The sequence below is a fragment of the Ligilactobacillus sp. LYQ60 genome, assembly GCF_045033015.1.
In the GTDB taxonomy this organism is placed as follows: domain Bacteria; phylum Bacillota; class Bacilli; order Lactobacillales; family Lactobacillaceae; genus Ligilactobacillus.
Genome location: NZ_JBJFZV010000001.1, coordinates 408889 through 423926 on the forward strand (window position 1 = coordinate 408889; position 15038 = coordinate 423926).

General features: G+C 46.1%; 12 protein-coding genes and 1 other annotated feature. All 12 genes read right to left on the minus strand.

The features are described 5' to 3' along the window. Nucleotides 1-61: 61 nt before the first annotated feature. Nucleotides 62-1513, minus strand: a complete 1452-nt coding sequence (cls, locus tag ACI3EZ_RS01965; protein WP_405023928.1) for a cardiolipin synthase — start codon at nucleotides 1511-1513, stop codon at nucleotides 62-64. Between the two features lie 135 nt (nucleotides 1514-1648). Further along, nucleotides 1649-2470 carry a septum site-determining protein MinD gene (gene minD / locus ACI3EZ_RS01970; protein ID WP_405025349.1) on the minus strand — a complete coding sequence of 274 codons (822 nt, stop codon included), beginning with the start codon at nucleotides 2468-2470 and terminating at the stop codon, nucleotides 1649-1651. Next, nucleotides 2471-3154, minus strand: coding sequence for a septum site-determining protein MinC (locus tag ACI3EZ_RS01975; RefSeq protein WP_405023930.1), 684 nt, complete (start codon nucleotides 3152-3154; stop codon nucleotides 2471-2473). Beyond that, a complete protein-coding gene (gene mreD, locus ACI3EZ_RS01980) occupies nucleotides 3155-3670 on the minus strand; it encodes a rod shape-determining protein MreD (protein ID WP_405023931.1) in 516 nt (171 codons plus the stop codon). 10 nt (nucleotides 3671-3680) lie between these two features. Then, entirely contained in the window at nucleotides 3681-4526 is an 846-nt protein-coding gene (mreC, locus tag ACI3EZ_RS01985; protein ID WP_405023932.1) for a rod shape-determining protein MreC, read from the minus strand. 77 nt (nucleotides 4527-4603) lie between these two features. Continuing rightward, complete coding sequence (locus ACI3EZ_RS01990) at nucleotides 4604-5608, minus strand: rod shape-determining protein (RefSeq protein ID WP_405024047.1); 1005 nt, start codon at nucleotides 5606-5608, stop codon at nucleotides 4604-4606. A 73-nt stretch (nucleotides 5609-5681) separates the two neighbouring features. After that, nucleotides 5682-5915, minus strand: coding sequence for a cold-shock protein (locus tag ACI3EZ_RS01995; protein WP_405023933.1), 234 nt, complete (start codon nucleotides 5913-5915; stop codon nucleotides 5682-5684). A 29-nt stretch (nucleotides 5916-5944) separates the two neighbouring features. Further along, nucleotides 5945-7228 (minus strand): bifunctional folylpolyglutamate synthase/dihydrofolate synthase, encoded by a 1284-nt coding sequence (locus tag ACI3EZ_RS02000; RefSeq protein ID WP_405023934.1) that lies wholly within the window; start codon nucleotides 7226-7228, stop codon nucleotides 5945-5947. A 102-nt stretch (nucleotides 7229-7330) separates the two neighbouring features. Then, on the minus strand, nucleotides 7331-9991 hold the full coding sequence (locus tag ACI3EZ_RS02005; protein ID WP_405025461.1) for a valine--tRNA ligase: 2661 nt from the start codon (nucleotides 9989-9991) through the stop codon (nucleotides 7331-7333). 44 nt (nucleotides 9992-10035) lie between these two features. Then, nucleotides 10036-10242: a binding site (T-box leader), on the minus strand. 42 nt (nucleotides 10243-10284) lie between these two features. Beyond that, entirely contained in the window at nucleotides 10285-11502 is a 1218-nt protein-coding gene (gene thiI, locus ACI3EZ_RS02010) for a tRNA uracil 4-sulfurtransferase ThiI (RefSeq protein ID WP_405025350.1), read from the minus strand. A gap of 9 nt (nucleotides 11503-11511) precedes the next feature. Then, complete coding sequence (locus ACI3EZ_RS02015; RefSeq protein WP_405023936.1) at nucleotides 11512-12660, minus strand: cysteine desulfurase family protein; 1149 nt, start codon at nucleotides 12658-12660, stop codon at nucleotides 11512-11514. A gap of 318 nt (nucleotides 12661-12978) precedes the next feature. Next, complete coding sequence (locus tag ACI3EZ_RS02020) at nucleotides 12979-14757, minus strand: septation ring formation regulator EzrA (RefSeq protein WP_405025351.1); 1779 nt, start codon at nucleotides 14755-14757, stop codon at nucleotides 12979-12981. Nucleotides 14758-15038 lie beyond the last annotated feature (281 nt).

Sequence of the window (15038 nt, forward strand, 5' to 3'; positions counted from 1 at the left end):
TTCTAAAAACAAGTACATTGTACACCGGTCTAGTCCAAAATTCAATCAACTCATGCTAATTTCACAAAATGGGCGATAATAATCGGGAAAAATACTGCTTAAACTTCAACCATCCGGACTGTTTGTCGAAATCTTCCGCCGTTAAGCGGGTACAATCTGCAAGGTCATTCTCAAACGTTGCCGCCAGTTCTGTCGCTAACTCCCGATCATAACAGAACGCATTGCATTCAAAGTTAAGTTTAAAGCTTCGAAAATCGACGTTAGCCGATCCCACCGAGCAAATTTCCCCATCACTAACAAACGTTTTAGCGTGCAAGAAACCGTTGTTATACTGGTAAACTTCAACCCCATTTTCAATTAACGCCCGCGCATAATACTGGGTAGCCCGGTAAACAAACGCGTGGTCTGGCATGCATGGAATCATAATCCGCACCCGAATACCTGAAGATGCCGAAACACACAATGCCTCGAAAACAGAATCATCTGGAATCAGGTACGGCGTTTGAATATTAATGTAGTGGTCCGAACTATTAATTAACTTTAAATATCCAAGTTTAATTGCCTCTGTATCACTGTCTGGGCCCGAAGAAACAACCTGGATATTCGTTGCTCCGTAACCATAGTGAACCGGGAAGTAGTGATCCGCATAGTCAACCTGGGCAGTCGTTCCCTTTGTTGTTGCATTCCAATCCATCAAAAAACGGGTCTGCATCGCGAGAACCGCAGTTCCTTCAATCCGCATGTGTGTATCCCGCCAGTTTCCAAACCGGGGATTCTTCCCGAGATACTGGTCACCAATATTAAATCCACCAATGTAACCAACCTTACCGTCAATAATGGCGAGTTTCCGGTGTTCCCGGTAATTTAACCGGGGACTATGAATCGGCGCGCGTTTCGATCCTAAAAATGGTTCTGCCTGACCACCATGTCGTTCAAAGTCCTTAAAAAAGGAATGCCGCTGTCCCCGCGAGCCCATGCTATCATAAATTACCCGCACTTCTACCCCCCGATCAAGAGCGGTAATAAGGGCATCCCGGATCCGGGTACCAATCTCATCACTAAAAAACGTATAGTATTCCAAGTGAATATGATCATGCGCCTGCGCAATATCAGCTAACAACGCATCAAATTTCGCAACGCCATCCGTATAAAGACGAACCGCATTGTCATGCGACATCACCGCCTGATCGACATCAAGGAGCAACCGAGACAGCTGGCGAGAATCATTATTGGAAAGTGCTGCTGGTAGCAACCGTCCCGCTTGCCATTCGTCCTTCTGTGCCGTAACCAGCTTATCAGTTCCCAACCGTTCCTGCATCTTTAAATTAAAAATTCGTTCACGCGAGATCTTTTTCCCCGCAAAAAGGTAGATAATAAAACCGATTCCCGGTAAAAGCAACAACACAAGCAACCATGCCCATGTCGCCGCAATATCTCGCTTCTCGCGGAAAACCGTAATTACAGCCGCGATGATGTTTAAAAAAAGAATTGCAATGATAATTTGCCAAATCACTAATTCGCGCTCCTAACCTCCACAGTATTATCGTCCTAATTTTACCATACGCAATTATGCCATAAAAAAAACGATGTTTAGCATATCACGTTAACGCCACTAAACCCCGTTTTATTACGCTATCCTGTTTACAAACTAACCGCGCTTAAACCATGCCCGTAGCCGGCTAAAGAACCCACCATGGTTCCTTTCCCCATACTTTTTTCCGTTAATTTTCATCAAAGGAACCGTTTCTCCCTCTAACCGGCGAGCAACGTTTCGGTAACCCTGACCGGCCTGGTTCCCTTCGTCTAAGACAACCGGTTCCCCCTTATTGGTTGCCGCGATGACCCCATCGTCTTCAGCAATCACCCCCACCAGCTTAATTGCCAGGTGGTGAGTAATTTCATCGACATCCATTACCTCACCGTTACTCATCATATCAGGGCGTACCCGGTTAATCACTAACATCGGCTCTGTTTCTAAATCCTGCTGTTCTAATAAGCCAACTACCCGATCAGCATCCCGAACCGATGAATTCTCCGGGGTCGTAACAACAATTGCCTGATCCGCACTTGAAACTGCATTAATAAAGCCCTGTTCAATACCCGCTGGACAATCCAACAAGACATAATCAAAATCCTTCTTTAACTGGGTCACAATTTCTTTCGTTTGCTCGGGTTCCAGCGCAGACTTATCCGTGTTTTGGGCCGCTGCTAATACATACAGCTGATCATCAAACCGTTTATCCTTAATCAGGGCCTGGTGTAGCTTTGCACGCTTTTCTGCAACGTCAACAATATTATAAATAATCCGGTTTTCTAACCCCATCACAACATCAAGGTTTCGTAACCCAATATCAAGGTCAACGAGACATACGCGCTTCCCTTTTAGGGCGAGAGCCGTTCCAACGTTTGCGGTCGTTGTTGTTTTACCAACACCGCCTTTCCCCGAAGTTACAACGATTGTCGTTCCCATTTAAAACACTTCCTTTTCTGCAAAGAACTCTGGCTTTTTCTTTAAAAATTCAATTAACGGCGCAAACTTAACCGTCTCATCTTCGACAAAAGCAACGGTGGTTGGAGCGCTTAACTGCGTCTCATCCTCATCAGCAATAATTGCAACGATTGTTCCAATCCGCACCTGTTGCACCTTACTCAAATCTCCAACAATCACTGCATCGGCACGCTTGGTCCCAGCACAAATGATTCCTTCAAGCGCCCCTAGTGCGTAAATATTTCCTTCAGCACGAAGAGTCCCGCCATCATGAACAGTTCCCATGAATAAAACATCACCGGTTAGCTGTTTGTCTTGACCACTCCGAACGATACTCGTATCAACCCGCGTTTGAACATCTGCGACAACCTTCGCTGCGGTCGTACGTAAAACAACCGTTGATTTAAACCCCACAACTGACAACAACGGGTATGGTTTGAACAGCTTCTTTAGCTCATCCTCCTGCGGGGTCGTTAATTGACGCATTCCGGTTTGAACGGTCACGGTCATTTCTTTATTCTTATACTGTTTATCCTCATTCACTTTCGCTAAAAGATCCGCGAGTTCTTTTTTTATCTGGGTAAAGCTAGCCGTATCGTGAACCACCAGTTCAAACCGATCCTTATATCCTTTTAAACTTACTGCTTTCATGACTTCTCCGTTCATTTATGAATACCGCCTTAAGAACCGATCCAGCGGGTAATACAACAAAACAAATGCCGCTAAGTTAAATGCCAACGTTGGGCCTAGCGTCTGCGCAATCATCGCAATCAACGAGCCGTTTGCCATCCAAAACGAATAAATTCCGTATGACAAAACCGTCATTACAGTAACATCAATTAAATAGATCATAATTGTCACCAAAAACGATGGCGCGAAGTACTGGGCAATCCACCGGGTAAAAATCACCATCACGGGTAGAATCAACACGTATACACCGAGAATTCCCGTATAGAACATATCAAAAAACAAGCCAGCAATTACCGCCCATAACCCAATGTGTTTAACCCTGTCACCGCAGACACAAATCGTCATTACAATCCACAATAAAACAAGCCGACTCTCCACTGAAATCGTAGTTGAAAAGAACTGGGTGGAAAAAAGGTGACTTAAAGATCCGTCTAACATTAACGCCAGAAATAATCCTATCGGGAAAAAATACCTCATCTTCGCGATTCGCATGCTTCTTCACCTACCGTTTGATAACCGTTACAACGCTAAGGTTTGTCATATTAGCTGCTGGTTGAATGTAAATCTTAGCAGGCATCCCATAATCAGCACTCTCAACCCGGGTAACCTTTCCAACAAGCAATCCCTTCGGGGTGATACCACCAAGTCCCGAAGTCGTAACCTGCGTCCCTACCTTAACGGCGTCCTTATTAGTAACTTGCCCCATGATCAACTGGTTAGTCGTACTGTTGTAGCCGGTAATTAGCCCGTTAACGGTAGTTCCCTTAATATTCTGAACCTCTACCGGGAACCGGTCAACGGCATCATCCTTCGTCGATAAAAGCTCAACCTTGCTATTATTTTGGCTGACCTCAATAATCCGACCAATTAAACCGCGTTGTGACATTACAGCCTGGTTTTTCTTGATTCCGGCCCGGGAGCCCTTATTAATAACAATAATGTTTTGCCAACTCGAAGGGGCCCGCGTTACTACGGCAGCCGTAACTTTTTCGTATGCTGTTAAACTATGATTTAAGGATAACTCTTGTTGAAGTTGTTTATTCTGCTGACGCAGCGCTCGGTTTTCCGCCCGCTGCTCCCCCAGCTCCGTTATTTGCTTCTTCAGCTGTTCGTTTTGCTGATACGTATTTTCTAACGCCGCTGCTGAACTTCCAATCGTTTTTAATCCGTTTAAAGGAACTGCAACAACGTCATCAACGATAGTTGCTGCATCATTCCCAATTTGCTGAATAAAAGGCGGTGTTTGCCGGTTATTCCGTACATCAATTGAAAAAGCAATTAACAAGAAACTCCCAATTATCGCCACCAACGCTACAACGAGTTTCTTATTTAGCCCAAACTTCCGCATGAATTATCCTCCTACCTGACTACCATTCAAAAAGTTAGAGGCTGGCGTAAACCACCCTCTAACTCTCTCCCACAAAGCTACTTCTTAATCGCACCAAACCCCTTAAGGGCCTCACCGGTTCCAATCGCAACGCAGTCAAGCGGGTCCGTTGCAACAAAAACGGGTACTTTCGTTACATCCGCAATTACTTCGTCTAAATTCCGTAATAACGCGCCCCCACCGGTTAATACAATTCCTCGGTCAATTACGTCTGCCGAAATTTCCGGTGGCGTCTCTTCCAGAATGTCCTTAATTGACGTGATAATTGCCGTTACTACTGGCTGAATAGCTTGTGCAACCGCACTTGCTGGAATGTCAACTGTTTGTGGCAATCCACTCTCGAGATCACGTCCCCGAACAGGCTGATCATCCAATTCATCCGCCTTCTTTAATGACGCCGATGCGGCATCAAACTTTAGTCGTTCGGCCGTACGCATCCCAATTAACAACTGAAAATGCTCTTGCACATAGTTCGCAATTGCTTCATTTAGCTTATCACCAGCCATCCGAATTGACCGGCTAGATACAATCCCACCTAATGAGATTGTCGCAATATCAGTTGTTCCTCCACCGATATCAACCACCATACTTCCAGTGGGATCATTAACTGGAAGATCCGCTCCAATTGCTGCAGCGAAGGGTTCCTCGATCACGTCCGCATTTCGGGCACCAGCAACCTGTGCGGCATCAATCACTGCCCGTTTTTCCACCTCAGTTGCCCCACTTGGAACACAAATCATAATATTGGGCCGGCCAGCAAGTCGTCCCCCAACGGCCTTTTCAATGTAGTATTTCACCATCGCAACCGTCGTATCATAATCGGCAATAACACCGTCTTTCATCGGCCGGGTTGCAATAATACTTTCAGGCGTCCGGCCAATCATATCACGCGCGTCAGAACCGACCGCAATAATTGCCCCTGTTCGCGTATTTTGGGCAACAACTGAGGGCTCACGTAAAACAATTCCCTTACCTTCAACGTACACGATAGTATTCGCCGTCCCCAAATCAATTCCAATATTTCTCGTCCCGAATCCAAACACGCTCTTCTTCATCCCTTTACCTACCTCGGCCAATCAAAACCGTTATTCGTACCGCAATTATACCACATTCGTTCTAACAATCGTTATCAGATTCAAGCGGATTCTCCCCAATTAACCGAACATTAATCGCCTGGAACCCCCGGTGACCTTCCATTACTTGAAAGGTCACTCTTTGCCCAACCATGAGCCTTCGCAATTCCCGCTCCTTAATTGCGGTAAAGTGAACAAAAACATCATCTGCTGCTTTGTCCGGGGTGATAAAACCATACCCCTTCTTGTCATCAAAAAAATGAACCGTTCCTTCCATTTTGTCCTCCGTATCCTTAATTCATAACCTTATTTTTTAAAAAAGGGACGCACCGTTGCAACAAAATATAACGAACCAGTGAATAAAATAACATCATCTGCCGTAGCGTTCTGAATAATCGCCATGAATGCAGCCCGCCAGTCTGCGATGTACTCAACGCCTAACTCCTGCGCATCCTTTGCCCCAACTAATGGTCGCGGAGGGCACTCAAATCCCGTCAATACCACCCGTACGCCCTTAATTCGTTTCAATTGCTGCACCATCGCTACTGCATCTTTATCGGCAAGAATTGCCATAATAACATTGATTGTCCTACCACGGTACCGCTGTTTAAGCGTGTCTCCTAATACTGTTATTGCTGCAGAGTTATGGGCTCCGTCTAAGAGAACAAGTGGCTCGCCAACAACCTGCTCTAATCGTCCCGGCCACCGAACGTCTTCTAACGCCCGGGTAATTTCTCCCGGCTGGGGGGTAATATGTGCTTGCTCACAGCATATTTCAAACAGCCGGAGGGCCACCGCCGCATTAATCACCTGATATTGACCCTTTAATGCGGTTGTTACCGTTAATACCGGCCAGTTCTTATCGTGATACGTTAACCGCTCTCCGGTAGGCATTTGGTGATGATCCAGCACTAAAAAATCCTCGTTATACACCGCTAGCGGCGCATGTTGCTGAATCGCTCGTTGCCGAATCACCGGATAAGCTTCATCAGGAACCTGTCCCACAACAACCGGACAACGCGGTTTTATAATTCCCGCCTTTTGGGCAGCAATTGCCGTGATGGAATTGCCTAAAAGCTTCATGTGATCATACGCAACTGTCACAATTGCACTCGCAACCGGATGCGGCAGCACGTTAGTTGAATCATACGTTCCCCCGATCCCTACCTCACAGATAACAAAATCAACTGGATGTGTTGCAAAGTAACAAAACATCATTGCGGTAACGACCTCAAATTCAGTCGGGCCTTCCCCCGTCGTATCCATTTGTTTAATTATTGGTTCCAGCTTCGTTACCAGGGTGACAACCTCGGCGTCCGTAATCATTTTGCCGTTAACCGCAATTCGTTCATTAAACCTAACAATATACGGCGACGTAAACGTCCCAACGGTTAATCCCTGCCCGATTAGGAGATTCCGAAGCATGGCAACTACTGAGCCCTTTCCGTTTGTTCCGGTTACGTGAATAAACCGCCCGTGTTCCTGAGGATTTCCTAAAAGCGCCAGAAATTGCCGCATCCGTCTTAACGTTGGTGCCTTTTTTAAGCGCGGCCGGTTATGAATGAACGCCAGTGCTTCATCGTAATTCATCATTTTCCCCCCATTAAAAAAGAGCAACCGGTCACCCAGTTCCTCTTTCTTGGTGTCCGGTTTAAGTTTACACCGAAACCAACACGCCTTCAGTAATTAAATTCATTTTACGGCACTCAATTCATTAATCCGTGCCTTAGTCGCAGTTAATTTTTCTTGGTAATCCGCCAACTTTGCCCGTTCCTTATCAACAACGGCTGCCGGTGCATTCGAAACAAAGCGTTCATTTCCAAGCTTCTTTTGTGCCCGCAACACTTCTGCATCAAGCTTAGCGGCATCTTTCTTTAACCGCGCAATCTCATCTTCCAGATTAATTAATTCAGCAAGCGGAAGTAAAACCTCCCCACCTGAGATTGCCTTGGTAACAGCTAATTGCGGGGCCTGTACGTCCGCGCCAATCGTTAGTTCCTTTGCATGACAAAACGCAGTAATGTAATCAGCGTTGGCCGTTAAGATGGTCTGAACCTGCTCGTCAGTTGTTTTAACTAGAACGTCAACGGCACTTGACATCGGCGCATTAACCTCTGTTCGGATATTCCGGACCGCCTTGATCAATCCAATTAGGACCTCCATCTGCCGTTCCGCATCCGCATCAAGCTGGTCTTCGTGGACCATTGGGTAAGCGGCCGTTACGATTGATTTCCCGTCATGAGGCATCGTTAACCAAATCTTCTCCGTTACAAACGGCGTAATCGGGTGCATCAACCGTAAAATTTGATCCAGAACGTGACATAAAATATGCTGCACAACTTGCTTACGGTGCGTATTTGTCCCGTTCAAATCTCGTTTTGTAAACTCGATGTACCAATCACAAAAGTCGTTCCAAATGAAGTTATAAAGGGCCCGATCAGCTTCACCAAATTCATATTCTTCAAAGAAACGGAGTACCCGTTTCGTCGTCTGGTTTAACCGGCTAATGATCCACCGGTCAGCTAACTGCCAATCGCCCTTAGCAGGCAGTTCGGTGGTGGTATTATCATCCAAATTCATGATGACGTACCGGCTTGCGTTCCAAATCTTATTGATAAAATTCCAAGCTGCATCCATTTTCTGGTAGGAGAAACGAATATCTTGTCCGGCGGTTGTTCCAAACGTTAAAAACCACCGGAGCGCATCGGTTCCGTACTTATCAATCACGTCCATCGGATCAATTCCATTTCCCAACGACTTACTCATCTTCCGCCCTTGTTCGTCCCGAATTAATCCGTGCAAGATTACATCCTTAAACGGCCGCTTTCCGGTAAATTCAAGGCTTTGGAAAATCATCCGAGAAACCCAGAAAAAGATAATATCGTACCCGGTTACTAAGGTACTTGTCGGGAAGTACCGCTTGTAATCAGGATTATCCGTATCCGGCCACCCCATTGTTGTAAACGGCCAAAGAGCACTTGAGAACCACGTATCCAACACATCCGGATCCTGTTCCCAGTTTTCAATGTCCTGCGGAGCTTCTTCCCCAACGTAAATCTCCCCGGTCTCCTTGTGGTACCACGCCGGAATCTGGTGGCCCCACCAAAGCTGCCGGGAAATAACCCAGTCATGGACGTTTTCCATCCACTGCTTAAACGTGTGTTCAAACCGTTCCGGTACAAAGTTAACCTTATCAGGACCCTCTTGGTTCTTTAAAGCCGCTTCTGCGAGGGGTTTCATTTTCACGAACCATTGCGTTGACAAGCGCGCTTCTACCTGCACGCCAGTCCGTTCAGAATGACCCACACTGTGAACGATTGGTTCCACCTCTAACAGGTATCCTTGATCTTCAAGATCCTTAACGATCGCCTTCCGGGCCTCAAACCGGTCCATCCCCTCATATTTTCCGGCATTGGCGTTCATCGTTGCATCCTCGTTCATCGTGTTAATCCGCTTAAGGTTGTGCCGGTTTCCGACTTCAAAGTCATTGGGATCATGCGCCGGCGTAATTTTTACCATTCCGGTTCCAAACTCGGGGTCAACGTATTGGTCAGCAATGATCGGAATGTGACGCCCTTGAAGGGGAAGCACAACTTCCTTTCCAACAAGTTCCTTGTACCGGTCATCATCCGGATTAACGGCAACAGCAACGTCTCCCATCATTGTCTCTGGTCGGGTCGTCGCGATTTCGATATAGTTGTTACCGTTAAACGTTGTTCCGTCAACAAACGGATACTTAACGTGGTAAAAGGCCCCCTTGTCATCCTTATGGATTACTTCGATATCCGACAGCGCCGTCCGCGCCTTCGGGTCCCAATTAATGATGTATTCGCCACGGTAGATTAACCCCTTCTTATAAAGGGTAACAAAGACTTTCCGCACTGCCTTGGACAGTCCCTCGTCCAAGGTGAAGCGTTCCCAGTCATAGTCAACGGAAATCCCCATTTTTGCCCATTGCTGGTGAATGGTTGCGGCATACTCATCCTTCCATTCCCAAACTTTCTTGACAAATTCCTCTCGCCCTAGATCATAACGAGAAATTCCATCCTCAGCTAGCCGGGCTTCCACCTTTGCCTGAGTAGCAATTCCAGCGTGGTCCATTCCCGGAACCCACAACGTATCATATCCCTGCATCCGCTTTAACCGAATTAAAATATCTTGCAATGTTGTGTCCCAGGCATGGCCTAAGTGGAGTTTGCCGGTTACGTTCGGCGGTGGAATTACAATCGAATATGGTTTTGCATCCGGATTACCACTCGGCTTAAAGACCCCATCCTTAACCCATTTGTCATAACGGCCCGGTTCGACGTCTTGCGGATTATACTTGGGCGCCATGTCAATTTCCCGTGTCATTTTCATCACAATCCCTTCTAAAAAAACAACGACGCAGCCATCCATCATAGGACGACTACGCCGCGGTACCACCTAAATTGGGGAACATCCCCCACTTTAATCATTCATTAACGGTTGATCATTCCGGTTAGGCCTACTAATTCAACCCAACAGCTTCCACAAGCTACACGGCTACCTCCCGGAGAACATCACACCATGCGTTCCTCGCTGTACCGGAAGACCGGTAGCCGCCTCTTGGTCATCGCTTTTCCTTATTACCCCACCATTTTAGCGAAAATTCCCTAATTGTCAAGCTACAATAGATCAGCAAACTCTTCCTGCTGCTGATTAAGAAATTGTTCTCCTACATGAATGGCACTAATCTTTGTCCCGGCAAGGGCTCGGTCAATCAGCCCGTCCACGTCAAGCCGCTGTTCGTATTCGCGGGCCCGCTCAATCCGGGGTTTGGTCTTAGGAGCCGGCGGAGCAAAAATCGTGCAGCAATCTTCAAATGGTTGAATCGAAAGATCAAACGTTCCAATTTTCTGAGCTAACGCAATAATTTCCGTCTTGTCCAATGAGACCACCGGTCGAATTACCGGCATCGTTGTCACGTCGTTAATTGCAGCCATACTTTCAAGCGTCTGGGAAGCTACCTGTCCAAGCGCTTCCCCGTTAAAAATGGCTAACCCGTGCCGTTGCTCGGCAATTCTTTCCGTCAATCGAAGCATAAACCGCCGCTGAACGGTCATCAGGTAACCAGATGGCAGATTGTGTTTAATTGTTTCTTGAATCTCAGTGAACGGCACTTCGATAAACTTAATTGTCCCAGTATACGGCGTTAACTTCGCCGTTAATTCCTTCGCTTTATTTAAGGCCTGCTCACTCGTGTACGGTGGACTGAAGAAGTGAACCATTTCAACCTCCACCCCCCGCTTCATCGCAAGGTAGGCGGCCACTGGTGAATCAATCCCCCCTGAAAGCATCATCATTCCCTTTCCGGCAGTGCCTACTGGCATTCCACCGGCAGCCTTAATTTTCCCCAATGAAAGATAGATTCCATCAATCCGAACCTCAACACGAATAAGAATCTCTGGGTCCTTCATTTGCACCTTAATTCCCGGAAACGCTTTAAGAATTGCTCCCCCTAGTAAATCATTCATCTGGTTGGTGTCATACTTAAACTTATGGTCGGCCCGCCGGGTGTTAACTTTAAACGTCATTCCGGGTTCAAACCGTTCCTTAACCAGTGCAATCGCCGCCTGCTTAGCGGCAGCAAATTCCTTTTCAACCCGCACGGTTGGTGAGTAATTTTGTATCCCGAAAATCCGATCAAGCCGTGCGGTAACTGCCTTTGAATCTGTTCCGTTAAGTTTAATGTGCATCCTATCCCGGTGTGCTTTGATTTCAAGACGCGGAAAATCCCGCAGTGCTTGCCGGGTATTATGGGCTAACCGGTCGATAAAACTTTGCCGGTTCTTACCCTTCGTTGAAAGTTCCCCATACCGCACCATAATTTCGGTGTACTGCATAGCATCCTCCTATGAATTAATCATCTTAAACCGTTCGTAAAGCCGGTCAAAAACAGCGTTAAACTGGTGGGCTTCTTCAAGTGTATTGGACCCATCCAAACTTATTCGCACGACTCCAGTCACTAGTTCCGGAGCAACCCCCATCGCACTGAGAGTGCCAGAACCTGCACTGTCCTTAGAGGAACAGGCACTCGTTGTCGATAAATAGATTCCTTCGTGCTCAAAAGCATGCACCACAGTTTCGCCGCGCACCCCTTCAATTGCAAACGTTAAGATATGGGGAGCAAACGTTGACCCCATTGCCGAAAAAACGTGGACCTTTTCCTTAGAACTAATGTGGTCAAAAATAGCCTGCCGCACACGTTGTTCCTGTTGAACGTTTTCGTCTTCATGTTCGAGGAGCAGCCGCATTGCACGAGCCATTCCCACAATTGCCGGTAAATTTTCGGTGCTACTCCGCTGGTTCTTTTCTTGACCGCCACCAGTAATTAAAGGTTCTAACTTTCGTCCGCTCTTTTTGTATACAAACCCCACTCCCCGGGGAGCGTGGAATTTATGCCCAGAGAAGCTAACAAAGTCAACCCGGTCGTTCATAAAAAGGGATTGAACGCCCTTCCCAAGCGCTTGCACCGCGTCGACATGAAAGTGAACTTTCGGGTAAGCGCGCAAGACAGCTGCTAATTCGTTAATTGGCTCAATTGCACCTACTTCATTATTCACTGCCATTATTGAAACAAGAATTGTATCTGACCGCAGCGCTGCTTTCAGATCAGCCGGCCGAACCCGCCCCTGATGATCAACCGGCAAGTAGGTCACGTCAAACCCCAACCGCTCCAATTGTGCCATCGTACTTAAAACAGCAGGGTGTTCAACGCTTGAAGTAATCAGATGTTTACCATGCATGTACTTTGCCATTGCCGTTCCCTTAATCACCCAATTATCACCTTCAGAGCCACCACTCGTAAAGAAAATTTCATGATCAGCTACTCCCAGAAGATCCGCAATCTGATGTCGGGCCTGTTCAAGAAGATTATGCGCCTGCATTCCAAGCGCGTTTAGCGACGATGGATTGCCCCAAACCTGCTGACTAACCTTGTCATACGTCGCCAGCACTTCCGGGGCAACCTTTGTTGTTGCACTGTTATCAAAATAAATCATGGCTACTCCTTTCATTAAATTTATTTATTGTGGTAAACCGCTATCTTATAACGTGGAAATCACGCTCTATTCTATCACAGCAAAGAACTCTCCGCACTCTTCGTTTCTTCACAAATAATGGTTTAAAAAGGGAGACTCACACAACGAAAACGGACGTGGCGGCTATGGGATATAACGAACCAACCAGAACATAAAGAATAAATTCAGCGACTGGTTCACTTTCACTGGAATTCGTTTATTTTGATACTGGATTAGTTGGAAATAGCAAAGAGACTGCAACTTATGTCACAGTCTCCCCGTACTAACCATGTATTTCTATTAATTTGGTTGATCTTTCTCAGCCAATTCGTCGTCATCAACAGCCGGCGGTGTTAACTGAACATCCGGGATTTGGTACTCAACCCGATTTGTCCGCCGGTATTCCGCTAAGAGCTGTTTATAAATTCCCGGCGCAACGTTGCCGAGCGCTGTTGCAATGGTATCCAACGCCCGCGCATAATCATACTGCTGCTCAAATTGAGCAGTCGCTTTCTCATATGCCTGCGCCACGGCCTCGTTTTGATTCCGATACCGGTTAGCGTACTGAAGCAGTTGCTCTGTCAGAATCGAACTTTCAATAATCTTCTTGGTTTTATTTCCCAGAACAGTCAGGTCAGCAGCAGTATCCTGAACCATGGTACTAATCTGATCCATGTTAACCTGGAGCCGATTGAGGGAATGATCCAGCTGTTCAATCTTATCGCTCACATTAAAGAAGAAATTTAGGTACTCATCTTTCAACCCTGGAAGGTTAAGCCGCTCAACATCACGCCGCATATTATGAATCTGGACGTCAAATGCTGACACCGCCTGTTGTGCAACCTTTTCCTCATCCCACAGATGCGTAACTCCATCACGAATTGCTTTTTGCCGCCGTTCAATTGCCGTCAGTTGCTCCTTCATCCGTTCCTGCTGTTTTTGAATTGCACTGTACAGAACCGGTCCGTTGCTTGACTGTTTCAACGACTCATCGTAATCTTTCTGAATTATCTTAAGCTTCTTATCAAGCTCCTGGGCGTTCTCTTGTTCACCATGTGTTAATTCGTAATTTTGCCGAATCCGGTCAAGCTCAATTAATAGATCATGTTCCTGCTTAACAGCATGCGCAATGAACTCACTTAGGGTCTTTTGTTGTTTTTCAACACGTTGCCGGGCTTGGTATTCCTGTTCGAGTAGATCATAGGCATGATCAATTGCCTTGCTGATCTTTTTGTCATAGCCTTCAACATTTGTAATGTTAAGCTTCTTCAGGTCAGTTAAACTATCCCGTCGGTTATCACTAATTTCCTTCAACAATTGCGGAAAATCACCGCTGAATGCATAGTTATTCGCGGTAAAGTTACTGAAATTTTCTTCAATTTCATCCAGTTGTTCCGGAAAAGCATGCACAAGATTTTCCTGAAGCGGCGGAATCTTTTCCATTAACTCCTCTAGGGAAGCCATCTTCTTCCGCAGTTCAGCCAGTGTTTTCCCTGAAGTGACTAAGTCTCCACTCGTCGAAACGGCGGTGAAATCATCAAATTCCTTCTCCGCATCAGCTAACCGTTCTTCAAGGGGAGTTGCCGCTTCGCCATACTCAGCATTATCGGCCAATAATACCTTATGCATTTCCTTAAACTTAGTCCGTAACTGTTCAATTGCCTTCGCGTGTTCATCAGCACTTTGTTGAATCTCTGTTAGCTGTTCCTTAGTGGCACGAATCTTGTTAATGGCAGTGCTTGATTGCTGCTCATAGTTATGCATTTCATTCCGGGTTTTAATAAACTGATACTGTGAATTATACTGCTTAGCTCGCTCAATACTATCAGTTAATTCCGGAATAGTTTTCGCCTTTAATTCCCGGTAATTCTGATCGAGTTTTTCAAACTCGGCGAGACTTTCCCCCGTTAAGTTAAGCCGATTGATCGCCGCTAATTCTTTATCGAGATTAACTTCTTCAATTTGCTGTAGGTTTCCCTTGTCCCGTGCAATTTGATCGGCGTAGGACTGTTGGAAATACAAAATCCCCAGATAAATACCCACGGCGATAATAATAATTGCCACGAAGAATAATGCCATCACGATCCCGTCCTTTTCATCACATTAATTAATTACCATTATTATAATTAAATTACAAATTTCCGGTAAAAATCCAGCTTTAATTATACCATATTCACTTCTTTTTTTACGCATAAAGCCCCAATTAATTACCTTGATTTCGCCATCTATTCTTGGTAAACTGGGACTCGTGTAAAATAATGCAGCAGTGGACGGTAAACACGTCCCCAGTTCGTTGCTGGCAACAGTATTACAAGTAACCCAGCTGCAAGGGTGAACGGTCAAAACGAACTGCACGAATA

What these genes read in the sequence shown, in the direction of transcription:
- minD (WP_405025349.1), bottom strand. Translation starts at nt 2,470, where the DNA reads ATGGGAACGACAATCGTTGTAACTTCGGGGAAAGGCGGTGTTGGTAAA.
- ACI3EZ_RS01975 (WP_405023930.1), bottom strand. Translation starts at nt 3,154, where the DNA reads ATGAACGGAGAAGTCATGAAAGCAGTAAGTTTAAAAGGATATAAGGAT.
- mreD (WP_405023931.1), bottom strand. Translation starts at nt 3,670, where the DNA reads ATGCGAATCGCGAAGATGAGGTATTTTTTCCCGATAGGATTATTTCTG.
- mreC (WP_405023932.1), bottom strand. Translation starts at nt 4,526, where the DNA reads ATGCGGAAGTTTGGGCTAAATAAGAAACTCGTTGTAGCGTTGGTGGCG.
- ACI3EZ_RS01995 (WP_405023933.1), bottom strand. Translation starts at nt 5,915, where the DNA reads ATGGAAGGAACGGTTCATTTTTTTGATGACAAGAAGGGGTATGGTTTT.
- ACI3EZ_RS02000 (WP_405023934.1), bottom strand. Translation starts at nt 7,228, where the DNA reads ATGAATTACGATGAAGCACTGGCGTTCATTCATAACCGGCCGCGCTTA.
- ACI3EZ_RS02005 (WP_405025461.1), bottom strand. Translation starts at nt 9,991, where the DNA reads ATGACACGGGAAATTGACATGGCGCCCAAGTATAATCCGCAAGACGTC.
- thiI (WP_405025350.1), bottom strand. Translation starts at nt 11,502, where the DNA reads ATGCAGTACACCGAAATTATGGTGCGGTATGGGGAACTTTCAACGAAG.
- ACI3EZ_RS02015 (WP_405023936.1), bottom strand. Translation starts at nt 12,660, where the DNA reads ATGATTTATTTTGATAACAGTGCAACAACAAAGGTTGCCCCGGAAGTG.
- ACI3EZ_RS02020 (WP_405025351.1), bottom strand. Translation starts at nt 14,757, where the DNA reads ATGGCATTATTCTTCGTGGCAATTATTATTATCGCCGTGGGTATTTAT.